This window comes from Cupriavidus sp. MP-37, from assembly GCF_020618415.1.
In the GTDB taxonomy this organism is placed as follows: Bacteria; Pseudomonadota; Gammaproteobacteria; order Burkholderiales; family Burkholderiaceae; genus Cupriavidus.
Window position 1 is genome coordinate 2,167,529 of the sequence record NZ_CP085345.1, and the last position, 13,992, is coordinate 2,181,520.

A 13,992-nucleotide genomic window follows, 5' to 3' on the forward strand; every position below is an offset into this window, starting at 1 on the left:
CCATGTCCTGCAGTCCGTGTGCAAGCGGCGCGGGACACTTTGCCTGATCTACGCATCCGAGGAGTCCGACCATGGCAGCAGCCGACCCAGCCACTTTCCGCAACGATGACAGCGATGCGCAGGAAACCGCCGAATGGCTGGATGCGCTCGACTCGGTGATCGCGTACGAGGGGCCGGAGCGCGCGCACTACCTGATCGAGCGGCTGATCGAGCGGGCGCATGGTGCCGGCATCTACTTGCCATTCAGCGCCAACACCGCTTACCTGAATACCATTCCCGTGGAAGTACAGGCGCGCAGCCCTGGCAACCAGGAACTTGAGCATCGGATCCGCTCCTACATCCGCTGGAACGCGATCGCACTGGTGTTGCGTGCGGCACGCGATACCAATGTCGGCGGGCACATCGCCAGCTTTGCCTCCGCCGCCACCCTGTACGAGATCGGCTTCAACCATTTCTGGCATGCGCCGTCCGACGGCCATGGCGGCGATCTGGTGTTCTTCCAGGGGCATTCCGCGCCGGGCTTCTACGCGCGTGCTTTTCTGGAAGGGCGGTTGACCGTGGAGCAAATGGACAACTTCCGCCAGGAAGTCGATGGCAAGGGCATCTCGTCCTATCCGCACCCGTGGCTGATGCCCGATTTCTGGCAGTTCCCCACCGTGTCGATGGGCCTGGCGCCGATCATGGGCATCTACCAGGCGCGCTTCATGAAGTATCTGCAAGACCGAGGCTTCGGCCAGCATGACGGGCGCAAGGTGTGGGTCTTCTGCGGCGACGGCGAGATGGACGAGCCGGAATCGCGCGGCGCGCTGGGCATGGCCGGGCGCGAGCAGCTGGACAACCTGGTCTTCGTCATCAACTGCAACTTGCAGCGCCTGGACGGACCGGTGCGCGGCAACGGCAAGATCATCCAGGAGCTGGAGTCGGAATTCCGCGGCGCGGGCTGGAACGTGATCAAGGTGGTGTGGGGCAGCAAGTGGGATGCGCTGCTGGCGCGCGACCGCGCCGGCATCCTGGCGCGCCGCATGATGGAATGTGTCGATGGGGACTACCAGACCTTCAAGTCGAAGGACGGCGCTTACGTGCGCGAGCACTTCTTCAATACGCCCGAACTCAAGGCGCTGGTGGCCGACTGGTCCGACGACGACATCTGGGCATTGAACCGCGGCGGCCATGACCCGCACAAGGTGTACGCGGCCTACCGGGCTGCCAGCGAGCACCGCGGCCAGCCCACCGTGATCCTGGCCAAGACCATCAAGGGCTATGGCATGGGCGAGGCCGGCGAAGCACAGAACATTACCCACCAGCAGAAGAGCATGCGGGTGGAGGCACTGATGCACTTCCGCGACCGTTTCGGGCTGCCGCTCACGGACCAGCAGCTCGACCAGCTGCCCTATCTGAGCTTCGAGGAGGGCTCGCGCGAGCATGCCTACCTCCATGAGCGCCGCCAGGCGCTGGGGGGCTACCTGCCGGCGCGGCGCCGGCGCGGGCCGTCACTGCCGGTGCCGCCACTGTCGGCGTTCGAGGCCCAGCTCAAGGCCAGCGGCGAGGGCCGCGAGTTCTCCACGGCGATGAGCTTCGTGCGCATCCTCAATACGCTGCTGCGCGACAAGGCGCTGGGCCGGCGCATCGTTCCCATCGTGTCCGATGAATCGCGCACCTTTGGCATGGAAGGGCTGTTCCGCCAGATCGGCATCTGGTCGCAGCAAGGGCAGACCTACACGCCGCAAGATGCCTCGCAGCTGAGCTTCTACAAGGAATCCAAAGACGGCCAGATCCTGCAGGAAGGGATCAACGAGGCCGGCGCCATGGCCGACTGGATCGCCGCCGCTACGTCCTACTCGACGCATGGCGAGCCGATGATCCCGTTCTTCATCTTCTATTCGATCTTCGGCTTCCAGCGCTTTGGCGACCTCGCCTGGGCCGCCGGGGACCAGCGTGCGCGCGGCTTCCTGCTGGGCGGCACGGCGGGGCGCACGACGCTGAATGGCGAGGGGCTGCAGCACGAGGACGGGCACAGCCTGGTGTGGGGCGGCACCATTCCCAACTGCATCAGCTACGACCCGACTTTCGCCTACGAGCTGGCGGTGATCATCCAGGACGGCCTGCGCCGCATGGTGCAGGACCAGGAGGATGTGTATTACTACATCACCGTGATGAACGAGAACTACGAGCACCCGGCGATGCCCGAGGGCGCGGAAAGCGACATCCTCAAGGGCATGTACCTGTTCCGCCGAGGCGGCAATGACGGCGAGGCCTCGGGCGAACCGCGCGTGCAACTGCTTGGTGCCGGCACCATTTTCCGCGAAGTGATTGCCGCAGCGGAACTGCTGCAGCGGGACTGGGGTGTGCAGTCGGACCTGTGGGGCTGCCCCAGCTTCACGGAGCTGGCACGCGAGGGCAATGCGGTGGCGCGCTGGAACCTGTTGCATCCGGACGAGCCCGCGCGGCGCTCGCATGTCGAGCAGTGCCTGGCACCGATGCCGGGACCGGTCATTGCGGCGACCGACTACGTACGCGCGCTGGCCGACCAGATCCGGCCATTCGTGCCGCGCCGGTACGCGGTGCTGGGTACCGATGGCTATGGGCGATCGGATACCCGCGAGCAGTTGCGGCATTTCTTCGAGGTGGACCGCCACTGGATCGCGGTGACGGCGCTGAAGGCGCTGGCGGATGAAGGCACGCTGGACGCGGGCGTCGTCGCGCAGGCGCTGAAGAAGTACGGGTTGGATCCGGACAAGCCGTACCCGCTGCATGCCTGACACGCGCAAAGGCGCCGCGCTGCCGGTTCAGGCCGGCAGCGGCCCTACTCAATTTCCACCACATCGACAACCTGCTGCTGATTCCCGTAGCGAACTTCCTGACGCATGACGAATCGCCGGGCGGGGCAATACCAGTCGGTCATGTCGAGCACCGTCGGCTCTAGCTGGATATCCGTATCGACCAGCCGAAAGCTGCCAGGATCAACGAACTTCGTATATCGGATCGGCCAGCAGAGAAGTGTGCCGGTGGCAAGCTGCAACCGCTGCAACCGACCTACTGTCCGCTCAGACAGGGTCAGGCGCACATTCGAACCAACGAAATCCGACACCTTGGTGCCGGTGCGCCGATCGACGATTCGAAAATCATAGCGGGATACAAAGGTCTCGGCGGGAAGAATCTGCCCCTCGACCAGCGCTGGGGGATACAGCAGCAGTCCGTTCGAGTTCGTATTCATTTCGCCAATCAATTCCGTGTACTGGCCGTAGGCCTGAACACGGGCATTCAGACTGCGCACGATGGGCTGACCGGAGCGTTCGTCAATCACCAGCCGGTGACGCTGCACGGTCTCGACGGGTGGCCCCATCAAGCGCCGCAGGGCAGACTTGGAATAGATGTCCAGATCGAGCGAACATAGGTCGCGCTCGACATCGTTGACGTTCCGGAAGAAGGCCAGCGTCGTCATCGGCATCAAGCCATCCGCCTCGAAACGGATCCTGCCGCCGTCGTGAATATAGGGCGCATCGCATATCTGACCGGCGTATGCCTGGTGCGGCGCGCATCCGAACAGGCCACCTGCGGCAACCCAGGCAGCCGCAAGCGGTCGCCAAGGTGGCTTGACGCGGCGTGCCCACCTTCCCGGCAATTGAGCGGTCCCTCCGAAAAGCCGTGGGCCAAGTGTGAGATGCATATTGAGAGCCGTAGAACCGATGGCCGGTTGCTCCAACCGGGGCGCTGCGTCTGGCGACGACGGATCCAGTTTAGATCGTGATCATGGCGAGATAGCTGTATCGCCAGCGATCTCTATGGAAGGTTGCCCCTGAGCCCCGGGTTCATAGTGGCGCCAACACCCGCAAGACGACCTTGCTGCCTTCGGGGCGATTTCTCGCGCCCCATTCCTTGTACGCGTTCAGCAACACCTGCCAGCCATCGCCCTGCACCAGGATTCCCGGCCCTGCGCCGAATACGCGCTCGCGCGAATCGGCCTGGCGGATGCCATCGATGCGGTCCTCGCCGAGCTGCTCCAGCATATATCCCGCAACGCCCACTCTCCAGCGCTTCGAGATCGCATAGGAAGCGGAAAGGTTCAGCGACAGAGCGTCGCCGGGCTGGACCGATCCGGCCACCAGTGAGGCGGGAGGTCGCGTGTTCTTGCCGCTCCATTGGTAGTTGAACCTGCCGCTGACCTCCAGCTTGTCAGTCGGCATGACGGTGAAGGCATAGTGCGGCGTCACCGTCCAGAGATTGCTGCCAGCGTTTGCCAGACGATTGGGATCGTACTGTCCGGTCGGCGCCGAGAGCAGCAGATTGAACCGCTGGAAGAACGGCATCCCAAACAGCGTCTGGCCGGACCACTGGACAATGAACGGGCTGAACTGGATATCGCCGGCCGCGAAGTTGTGATCGGCTGTACCCGGCCCTGGTCGGACATTGGCATACACGAGCGGCAGCAGCACCTCGGCGCCCACGTTGCCGCCGAGCAGCTTGATGTCGGGCCAGATGTAGGCAACATGCGGCACGATCGCTACCGTCTCGATGCGTGGACTGCCGGGAACGGCATTGCCGGCATCGTCGCGGATCCGCGTGGCGCGGTAGTAGCTGGAGGCCATCTCGAACAGAAAGCCCGGCCCGGCGACGCCATCCAGGAAGCTGGTATTGCCGAGGTTCATCGGCGCAAGGCTGACCGCGTCGGCGTGGGCGACTGATGCCATCATCGCAGTACAGACCCCGGCGAGAGTCAGTGTTGATATCTTCATAAGTGGAATGCCCGCCGCCGCTGCCGGGCCTGCGCCGGGCGGCAAAGTCGGCGAGCCGCGAGGACGAGCCCTGTCCAGGTGGCCGCCTGTCAGGGCGAGCGAAACGTTTAACGCAAGGGCAGCACGATACTGCCGGGCCCCGCCGCCATCAGGATGACAAAGCCGCCGATGATGCTGATGTGTTCAAGGAACCCGGTGAACAGCAGCGTGCGCTGTGCGCCTTTCTGGTTCCAGAAATCATAGAAGACCACAGCAGTTGCCAGCGTGAAGATTGCCAGCAGGAAGGCGGCAATCTCGGTCTGGTAGCCAGCGACGATGGCCAGGCCGCAAGTCAGCTGCACGAGGATGGTCAGCGACAGCACAAGGCGCGGAAACGGCAGGCTGCGTGAGCGCACTTCGTCCAGGCCGTGGCCGAAGAAGATCAGCTTGTTTGCGCCGCTCAGCACAAACATGAAGGCAATGAACAGGCGGCCTGAAAGGAGATAGTAGTCGGCCATGCCGGCTCCTGTCTGCATGGGGTGGGCAAGAACGGGGATGGCGCCCCGCAGGACGGGGCGCATGGAAGTGCGGATCGGCATGCCGACCCGCCGGCGCACATCACGCCTTGTCGTAAGAGAACTGGATGCCCGCGGTGCCACCGGTCTGGATGAACAGGTCCATGAATGCGGGGACGGTTTCACTGCGCGACCAGTCGCGCTGCAGTTCGCAGAACAGTTGCGGCACGCTGATCATCTTGCCGCCGGCCTGTTCGATGCGGCGCAGCGCGGCCTCGTGTGCGGCCACCGAAGTGCCGCCTACGGCGTCGGCCACGACATAGACCTCGTAGCCTTCCTTGAGCGCGTCCAGCGCGGGGAAGGTCAGGCACGCTTCGGTCCACAGGGCGGTCATGATCAGCTTCTTGCGGCCGGTCGCCTTCACTGCCTCGCGGAACTCGACATCTTCCCAGGAGTTGATGGTGGTGCGGTCGTAGGTCGGGAAGTCGCCCAGCACCTTCTGCAGCTGCGGGATGGGCGGCTTGTTCAGGCCGGTTTTCACGTTGACCGTGGAGTGTACGATCGGCAGCTTGTAAGCGACTGCGGCACGCGAGGCGCCGACGATGTTGTTGATCAGCAGCTGCCGGTCCATCGAGGCGATGGAGTTCACCTGAACCGGCTGGTAATCGATGATCACGAAGGCCGCGTTTTGCGGAGTCAGCAGGTGGTCGTTTGCGGGGTCGCGAATGGGTTCGCTGGCCATGGTTATCTCCAGTGCAAGGTGGTGGATTGCTGCTACTCGGCGCTTCATGGCGGACGTTGCACGGATCGTGCGCAACGTTCGTCCGGCTCTTGGTGACGGGCGGGACATCGTGACACTGCCAGGCGGATACGGCTGTCAGCGTACGCGGTAATCGCTCGTTCCCTTGAGCCCCTGAAGCATATGCCATTCATCGAAAAACGCGTGATAGGCCTGGGCAAAACATGCTGTTCGCCGCAGCAGAACAATGCGCGCCGGATGCGGATTGGGCTTGCCCGCACCGCGCCATTTGGCTAGTCTTTGTTGACACGATACGGGGGGAGGACACAACCGATGGATGACTTCTATGTGCTGGCGGTCGTGTATGCCAAGCCAGGTCGCGAGGCAGAGCTTCGGGAGACGTTGCGGGCCGTGGTGGAGCCTTCCCGGCAGGATGCCGGCAGCCTGCGCTACGAGTTGTTCGAACAACAGGATGATCCGCGCCGATTCATCTTTGTCGAGCATTGGGAGAGCCCGGCAGCGCAAGCGGCACACCATACCCAGACCGACCACATCCGCCGCTTCCAGGAGGAGGGAAGCGATGCCGTGGAACGCATGGAGTTGTTCTACAGGATGAAGCTTGTGGCTTAGGCGGTTATTTCAGGAGGTTGCGGCTTTTTTGCTCGGTCAGGATGGTGACCGTGCACGTGGTGCCCATGGCCAGCGGCAGGTCGTCGGGCAGCGCATCCAGCCGGATGCGCACGGGGACGCGTTGCGCGAGCCGGATCCAGGTGAAGACCGGGTTCACGTCCGCCAGCAAATTGGCGCTGGTGGGATTGTCGCGATCGGCAATGCCGCGGGCGATGCTTTCCACGTGTCCTGACAATGGCTTGCCGCCGGCAAGCAGTCGGACCTCGGCCCTGGCGCCGACGTGCACGTTTGGCAGCTTGGTTTCCTCGAAGTACCCATAGACCCAGTAGGAGTGCTTGTCGATGAGGGCCATGCGTGCAGCGCCGGCACTCACGTAGTCGCCACCGTGGAGGTTGAGGTTGGTCACGTAGCCGTCCACCGGCGCGTACACTTCGCTGCGGCGCAGGTTCAGCCGGGCGCTATCGAGTGCCGCCAGGCTGGCTTCGTAGTTGGCACGCGCCTGCTTCTCCTGGGCTCCGACGTCTTCGCGGCTTTCGGCCGAGACCACCGTGCTGTCCAGGTTCATGCGCCGCCGTGCCTGCTGCTGGCGCAAGTCCAGCTCAGCCTTGCGCGCCCGCACCTGTGCCTCGGCCTGTGCCACGGCCTGCCGGAACCGCTCCGGGTCGATCGCGAACAGCAAGTCGCCCTTGCGGACTTCCTGATTGTCCCGAACCGGCACCTGCGCCACCGGGCCCGACACATCGGCGGCAATGCTGATCACGTCCGCCCGCACGCGGCCGTCTCGGGTCCATGGTGAATACATGTAGTGCTGCCAGAGGCTGTAGCCCAGCATGACGGCGGCGGCCAGCAGAAGGCCGGTGGCGAGCACGCGCAAGACGGCAGGTCCGTTGATTTTCATGTTTCTGATCCAGTTACTCTTTGCCTGGTAGCGCACGCCGGGCGCAATCAGCGCCATAGCGCGAGGCCGATGGCGCTGAAGATCGACACAAACAGCGAGACCCGGAACAGCGCCGGATGCCACACCCGCCGGTAGACGCCCAGCCGCACCAGCAGGCGGTCCACCAGCAGGTACAGCAGCAGGCAGCCGACAAAGACCGGCAGCAGCGACGGCATCAGGATGGAAGCCAGGGCGATCTCACGCGGCATGGCAGGGACCCCCGTTCATCATGATGGTTCGCCGGCGGCCGCTGCAGCGTCGAAGCCACCGCCTAGCGCCTGCATCAGGCGCGCCCATGCGTCCAGGCGGGCTGCGCGCACTAGCGCCAGGCTCGATTCCTGGCGCCGCAGCTCGTTCTCGGCGGCAAGGACGTTGAGATACTCGGTGACGCCGCTGCGATAGCCGCGCTCTGCCAGCGCATAGGACTGCCGGGCCGAGCGCAGCGCGTCTTCGACGCCGGCCTGCTCGCGCGTGAGGGATTCCAGCGAGATGAATGCGTCAGCCACGCCCTGGAAGGCGGCCAATACCGCCTTGTTGTAGCTCTCGACGGCGATGTCATAGCCGCGCGTGGCCACGCCGTAGTTGCCTTGCCTGCGGCCACCATCAAAGATAGGCAGCGAGAATGCAGCGCCGACGTTGTGCCCGATCGCATCCCGGTCGACGAAGGTGAAGAAATTGCCGAACGCCGCCGACGCCAGGCCGATGCTTGCCACCAGATTGATGTTTGGATAGAAATCCGCCTTGGCGACCTTGATGCCCTGCGCGGCGGACTCGACGCGCCAGCGCTGTGCCACCACGTCGGGCCGGTGTCCGATCAGTTCTGCCGGCAGCGAGGCCGGCACCGCGATCGGCGCCGCCAGGACCAGGGCAGGGCGCACCAGCTTGTCGCCCGCGCCGGGGCCGTCGCCGCTGAGCACCGCGAGCTGGTTCTTCACCAGCGCGATCGCGCGTTCTGCCTGCAGTACCTGTGCCTGCAGTGCAGGGATCGGCGTGCGCGCCTGGCTCAGTTCCAGGTCGCTGGCGAGGCCGCGGCTGTTGCGCTTGCGGATGATCTCGTAGATGCGGGTCTGGCGCGCCAGGTTGGCCTGGTTGACGTCCAGCAGGGCATATTGCAGTCCCAGGTCGATGTAGGCGCGCACCACGGATGTCTCCAGGCTCAGTTGCGCCATGCGCGCATCGGCCGCCGCCGCCTGCACCTTGTCCAGCGCCCCTTGCAGCACGGCCCGGTTGCGCCCCCAAAGGTCCAGATCGTAGGAGAGATCGGCGGCGAGACGGTTATTCCAGGTGGTGTGCCCGCCGAGGGGCTGTGGCGTGGACAACCGCGGGAAGCGCGTGCGCCCGAAGGCGCCTGCCGCATTCACATTGGGCTCGATGGCAGCGCCGGCGATCTTGGCCTGCGCCAGCGCCAGTTCGCTGCGCGCCTGCGCGATGCGCAGGTCTGGCGATCCCGCGACCGCGCGCGCCACCAGGGCGTCCAGGTTGCGGTCGCCCAACTGCGACCACCATGACCGCTGTGGCCAGCCGGCGTCCTGCTGCGTGGCGCGCAGCGCTGCGCCGGCATCTACCGCGGTGGCATCGAGCGGCGTGGCTACGGGCTTGATCCCCCCTGTGCTGGCGCAAGCTGCCAGGATGGCGATGCAGGCGCCGGCAAGCGCGAGCGCCCGTATTCTTGCTGACGTTGTCTTAGCGCGCATCTGCGGTACCTGTGTCGTTGGCGGCCGCATCGCCAACGAGTCGCAAGGCATCGTCAAGCAGTGACAGTCGCATGGCATGCAGGATGGCGCGCCCCTCGTTGGCGGCGGCCGAAGCATGGTGGCCGGTCCAGACGATGCTCTGTTCCAGGGCTTGCATGGCGGCCCCGAAGGTGGCGGACGACGGTGCGCGAAACAGCGCCGAGAGGGCCGCCAGCAGGTCCGCCTGGTGGCGCTCCCATGCCACGGGCAGCACGCCGCGGGCGGTCACCTCGCGCAGGGCAATCGTCCCCAGCCCGATCTCGAGCGCGGTAAAGGCCCAGCCCAGCAGTTCGGTCTGGCCGGCCCGCCCGGCGGGCGGGCGCGAGCCGGCAAACTGGATGAAGTCGCGGATATGCGTTTCGAAGTGCAGGCGCAGTCCCGCCAGCGGGGTACGGCAGATATCGGTCGCTACCAGTTCGCGCAGCTGCTTCAGGTACTGCTCGGCCAGCCAGTGGCCGCCCTGCGGCACAATGGTGGCGAACGCCAGCGAGGCGATGGCGATACCCATCAACGTGGCGATGCCCGCGTCGAGGTAGCCGACAGGATTGAAGACCATCGGATTGGCGAGGTTGCCGAGAAAACAGAAATAGATGCCAAAGCCCAGTCCGATTACCGCGGTCGGCGGGAAGGTTCCAATGTAGCTGCCGATCGCAATGAACGGCGCCAGCGCCACGGCCAGCAGCACGAAGCCGTCCAGATGCGGTAGCAGGAAGAAGTTGAAGAAGAGGCCTGCCATCCACGCCAGGGCGCAGCCGATCAGCATCTGCCGGGCAATGGTGACGGGCTGGGGCATGATCGAGTACAGCGAGATGGCGATGGTGGCCGCGATCACGCCGGAGCTGCCGCTGGCCCACCCGGAGGCGATCCACAGCCATGCGCTGGCCAGTACCGCCACCGCCGCGCGCACGCCGGAGGCGATGGCGAAGGCTCGGTTGGCCGGGTTGGCACGCCTGCGGGACCGCTCGCGCGGCGCCGATGCCGGCGCAATGCCGGGGGCCCGCAGCTTCAGGAAGTTCTCGGTGTATGACAGCAAGTCGATCACGGCCTCCCGCAGCGCAGTGGCGCCGGACGCAAAGCGGTCGGCCGCCAGCGGTGGCGCATCGGCCAGGGTGGCGCGTGCCGCGGCGATGTAAGCGGGCAGTTCCGCATCCAGGCCCAGCATGGCCTGGTGCAGTGACGCGATTTCCCCCACCTCCAGCCGGGTGCGCCCCGCCGTGACAGGAAGTACCGCGGCCAGGCGCCCGAACAGGGCGTCCAGTGCATCGCCCGCCCGGTGGTCGGCAGCCTTGGCCGTGCGGGCCCTGAGTTGGTGGATGGTGTGGAAGCGCGCCAGGGCCTCGAGGAAATCGTGGTTCAGGCGCAGCATCAGCGCATTGTTGGCGCGCATCTCCGGATCCTCGAACACCGCTGCGCTGCGCAGGTTTTCCAGCTGTGCGCGCTCGCCGGCCAGGCGCAAGTGCAGCGCGCCAAGGCCCGCGGGGGTTTCGCTGCCCTGCAGCGCGATGCGGATGAAGCCGGCGAACGTGGCGATGTGCTGTTGCCCCGCGGCCAGCAGCATCGATGCCACGCGCTGCGGAAAGATCAGACCGCTCACGATGCCGGCACAGGCAATGCCAACCGAGACCTCGCTCAGGCTGATCACGACGTTGTCGAAGATGGCGTACGGGTTGGCGATCGACGGCACTGCCGCAATGCAGGTGGCATAGCCCGACAACACGAAGCCATACGATTGATAGTTGCGGAAATATGCCGCGCCGCCCACGCACAGGCCGATCCATACGGACAGTCCCAGCAGGAACAGCACGCGTTCTTGCGGGAACGCAAAAAACAAGAGCAGCGCGGCCATGCTGCCTACCAGCATGCCAATGGCGCGGTAGAAGCCCCGCGCCAGCACCATGCCGCTGTGCTGGTGCATCATCAGGATCACCACCGATACCATTGCCGTGCGCGGCGAGGCCAGCTCCAGCCGCATCGACAGCCACGTTGCCATCAGCACCGCCATGACGGTCTTTGCCGCATGGAGCAGGCGGCCACGGTCCGCTTGCCACCAGGCGCGGGCCGCGCCGATCAGTCCTGCGCCGGCAGCAGAGATGGAATTGGCAGCGGCGGTCACAGGCGCAAGCGCTGGGCGCGCCAGGGAGCGGTGCGCATCGAGTGGGTGGCGGAATAGCCGTGCATGGACACAATGACGCAAGTTTGGTCTTCTGTGGCTTCTGTCACGGCGTGATCATAGTTCAGGAAGGTGCCAGCGAGTGTTCGCGCTGACCAAACATGGTGTTCGCCAACACCAGCCTTCCGCTTGCGCCGTGCAGCCGGTAGGCTGGTCAGTCCTTCCCCCCTCACTGCGCCGCGTCGGCGGCAAGGAGTTCCCACATGACCCATCCCGTGGTTGCGTGCCCCGGCCATCCGGTCCTGGAGCGTATCCCGACGCGGCCGGCGGAGGTCGGCGAAGGCCTGGTTATTCACCGTGCCTTGCCGAACCGGCAGCGGCGCATGGTCGGCGCCTGGTGCTTCCTTGACCACGCCGGGCCCATCCAATTCCCCGATGGCGACGGGTTGAAGGTCGGGCCGCATCCGCATATCGGCCTGCAGACCTTTACCTGGATGATCGAAGGCGAAGTGCTGCACCGCGACAGCCTGGGCTATGAGCAGGTGGTCAGGCCCGGGCAGGTCAACCTGATGACGGCGGGCAACGGCATTGCCCATGCAGAGCATTCGATTGGCGCCGGCGGACGCCTGCATGCCGCCCAGCTCTGGATTGCCTTGCCGGACGACAAGCGGCACATGGCGCCGTCGTTCCAGAACTATCCGGATCTGCCACGCCTGGTGTCGGGCGGATTTGGCATCACGGTCCTGGCCGGGACGGCGTTCGGCCAGACCTCTCCGGTGGCGGTGCATTCCCCGCTGGTCGGGATGGACCTTGCAACCGGGCAGGCTGCCAGCACGGCTGTTCCTGCCGATCCGGCGTTCGAATACGCGGCGCTTACGCTGCGCGGCGAGGCGGTCGTGGAGGGGGAGGTGCTGGGTCCCGACACGCTGCTTTATCTCGGCGCAGGGCGGCAGCAGATTTCCGTGCGCAGCGACGGCCCGGCCGACCTGCTGCTGATCGGCGGAGTCCCGTTCGCAGAGGACATTGTGCTGTGGTGGAACTTCGTGGCGCGCAGTACGGCCGAGATCGAGGCCGCCACGCGTGACTGGAACGGTGGCGCCAGCCGTTTTGGCGAGGTTGCCGGGGATGTCGGTGCGCGCCTGGTTGCGCCTGATATGAGCGGCATGCACCTCAAGCCTCAGCGGCGCTAAGGTCGCGGGTATGTGGCCGCACGCGAGTGGGTGCCCCGGTTGGCGCCGCGGTGACGGTTCAAACCGGTGGCGCCGGCGCCAGCGCGCCGATGCCGTGCGAGCCTGACTCCCACGGCGGCGGCGACATCGCTTGCTGCAGGAACTGGATCAGCGTGCGGATTTTCTGCGAGGTGAAGGCCGTTTTCGGATAGACCGCAAAGATGCCATCATCGACAGGTGGCACTTCGGGCAACACCGGAATCAGCCGGCCTGCGACCAGGTCCGGCGCCACGATAAACAGCGGCAGCACCGCGAGGCCATGGCCTGCCACCACTGCATCGCGTAGCACCTCTCCGTTATTGGCGGTAAAGGGGCCGCGCGGCGTGAGAATCTTCGGTGCAGCGTGGGGCGTCGTGCCGCGGAAGGCCCAGATCTGGCCAGGCAGCGAATTGCTGTAGGACAAGCAGTCGTACCGAGGGATGTCGTCGATGCTTTCCGGCAGGCCGTTTTGCCGAGCATAGTCCGGGCTGCAGCAGACGACACGCCGACTGGCGGCCAGCTTGCGCGCGATCAGCGCGCTGTCAGATAGCCGCGTAATGCGGATGGCCACGTCGTAGCGCTCATAGCCCGTATCGACCAGCCGGTCGTCCAGCTCCATGATGACGTGAAGGCGCTGGTGCGACTTGGCGAAGCGGGCGATCAGGGGAGACAGCCACAGCGTGCCGAAGCTCATCGGCGCGAGGATGCGCAGTTCCCCGCAGAGCTCTTGCGAGAATTTCGAGACGTTCTCCGCAGCCTGGGTCAGCTGCGCCATCGCGGCGCGCGCCTGGTCGTAGAACTGACGGCCGCTTTCAGTCGGCTGCACGCGCCGGGTGGAGCGCTGCAGCAAGGTAGCGCCCAGGCTGCGCTCGAGGTCGCTGATGCGCTTGCTGACAACGGATTTGGACAGCGACATGTGGCGCGCGGCAGCACTGACGCTGCTCAGTTCAACGACCAGAAGGTACGCCTCAATATCCTCGGTTCGGAGTTGCATGCCAGATCTCGAGAACTTTTCATTGGGGCGACAGCATACTGAATCGGATGGGGGCGGTGCAATGATGGATGACCCGCGCGGGCTTTATCAGCCACCAGAACGGAATGCCATCACCAAACGCGATGGCATCCTCACCATTGATTGCTTTACGCCGCTCGCGGGCCATGGCAGGCTCAATCGGCATGCCCGCACAAAGAGCGCCGCAAAAACCCATTTTCCAAGGCGTCTTTGCCTTCAGCATTTCCCCGACCAAACGCTCCCTGACCGGGGCGCTGCGTACCGAGCAGCAAAAGCGGCTGCTGCAGATTGCCGATGCATGTCCGGTGCACAAGCTGCTGACGGGCGAAGTCCGCATTGATACGCACCTTGCCACGTAGCATTTCTGCGACGCCCGTCGAGATCATGCTGGATAAT

The 13,992-nt window shown here is 65.2% G+C and carries 13 protein-coding genes; 4 read left to right on the forward strand and 9 right to left on the reverse strand.

Translation table 11 applies throughout. The features are described 5' to 3' along the window. Nucleotides 1–71 precede the first annotated feature (71 nt). Nucleotides 72–2,759, forward strand: coding sequence for a pyruvate dehydrogenase (acetyl-transferring), homodimeric type (gene aceE / locus LIN44_RS26115; RefSeq protein ID WP_227315138.1), 2,688 nt, complete (start codon nt 72–74; stop codon nt 2,757–2,759). A 44-nt stretch (nt 2,760–2,803) separates the two neighbouring features. Here the strand turns inward: aceE and LIN44_RS26120 are convergent, their stop codons facing one another. The 4 genes from LIN44_RS26120 to LIN44_RS26135 form a co-directional block, all read right to left on the reverse strand. Further along, nucleotides 2,804–3,448: a hypothetical protein gene (locus tag LIN44_RS26120; RefSeq protein WP_227315139.1), complete on the reverse strand. Its 645-nt coding sequence runs from the start codon at nt 3,446–3,448 to the stop codon at nt 2,804–2,806. 361 nt (nt 3,449–3,809) lie between these two features. Then, complete coding sequence (locus tag LIN44_RS26125; protein ID WP_227315140.1) at nt 3,810–4,691, reverse strand: transporter; 882 nt, start codon at nt 4,689–4,691, stop codon at nt 3,810–3,812. Between the two features lie 149 nt (nt 4,692–4,840). Next, the gene (locus tag LIN44_RS26130; protein WP_227315141.1) at nt 4,841–5,230 is read right to left on the reverse strand and encodes a DoxX family protein; all 390 of its coding nucleotides are present in this window, start codon (nt 5,228–5,230) and stop codon (nt 4,841–4,843) included. 100 nt (nt 5,231–5,330) lie between these two features. Continuing rightward, nucleotides 5,331–5,969: a hydrolase gene (locus tag LIN44_RS26135; RefSeq protein WP_227315142.1), complete on the reverse strand. Its 639-nt coding sequence runs from the start codon at nt 5,967–5,969 to the stop codon at nt 5,331–5,333. A gap of 330 nt (nt 5,970–6,299) precedes the next feature. Between LIN44_RS26135 and LIN44_RS26140 the strand changes: the two genes are divergently transcribed. Beyond that, nucleotides 6,300–6,596, forward strand: coding sequence for a putative quinol monooxygenase (locus LIN44_RS26140; RefSeq protein ID WP_227315143.1), 297 nt, complete (start codon nt 6,300–6,302; stop codon nt 6,594–6,596). 4 nt (nt 6,597–6,600) lie between these two features. Here LIN44_RS26140 and LIN44_RS26145 read toward each other — a convergent pair whose 3' ends face one another. The 4 genes from LIN44_RS26145 to LIN44_RS26160 are packed head-to-tail and all read right to left on the reverse strand — an operon-like array spanning nt 6,601 to nt 11,379. Continuing rightward, nucleotides 6,601–7,494 carry an HlyD family secretion protein gene (locus LIN44_RS26145; protein WP_227316433.1) on the reverse strand — a complete coding sequence of 298 codons (894 nt, stop codon included), beginning with the start codon at nt 7,492–7,494 and terminating at the stop codon, nt 6,601–6,603. A 47-nt stretch (nt 7,495–7,541) separates the two neighbouring features. Continuing rightward, entirely contained in the window at nt 7,542–7,742 is a 201-nt protein-coding gene (locus LIN44_RS26150; protein ID WP_227315144.1) for a DUF1656 domain-containing protein, read from the reverse strand. 18 nt (nt 7,743–7,760) lie between these two features. After that, nucleotides 7,761–9,227, reverse strand: a complete 1,467-nt coding sequence (locus tag LIN44_RS26155; RefSeq protein WP_227315145.1) for an efflux transporter outer membrane subunit — start codon at nt 9,225–9,227, stop codon at nt 7,761–7,763. Next, nucleotides 9,217–11,379 carry an FUSC family protein gene (locus LIN44_RS26160; protein WP_227315146.1) on the reverse strand — a complete coding sequence of 721 codons (2,163 nt, stop codon included), beginning with the start codon at nt 11,377–11,379 and terminating at the stop codon, nt 9,217–9,219. Before LIN44_RS26160 ends, LIN44_RS26155 begins: the two co-directional genes overlap by 11 nt. Nucleotides 11,380–11,639: 260 nt before the next feature. On the opposite strand from LIN44_RS26160, the gene LIN44_RS26165 reads away from it, so the two are divergent. After that, the gene (locus tag LIN44_RS26165; protein ID WP_227315147.1) at nt 11,640–12,566 is read left to right on the forward strand and encodes a pirin family protein; all 927 of its coding nucleotides are present in this window, start codon (nt 11,640–11,642) and stop codon (nt 12,564–12,566) included. Between the two features lie 58 nt (nt 12,567–12,624). Here LIN44_RS26165 and LIN44_RS26170 read toward each other — a convergent pair whose 3' ends face one another. Next, a complete protein-coding gene (locus LIN44_RS26170) occupies nt 12,625–13,578 on the reverse strand; it encodes a LysR family transcriptional regulator (protein WP_227315148.1) in 954 nt (317 codons plus the stop codon). Between the two features lie 68 nt (nt 13,579–13,646). Between LIN44_RS26170 and LIN44_RS26175 the strand changes: the two genes are divergently transcribed. Continuing rightward, nucleotides 13,647–13,955 (forward strand): OsmC family protein, encoded by a 309-nt coding sequence (locus tag LIN44_RS26175; RefSeq protein ID WP_227315149.1) that lies wholly within the window; start codon nt 13,647–13,649, stop codon nt 13,953–13,955. Nucleotides 13,956–13,992 lie beyond the last annotated feature (37 nt).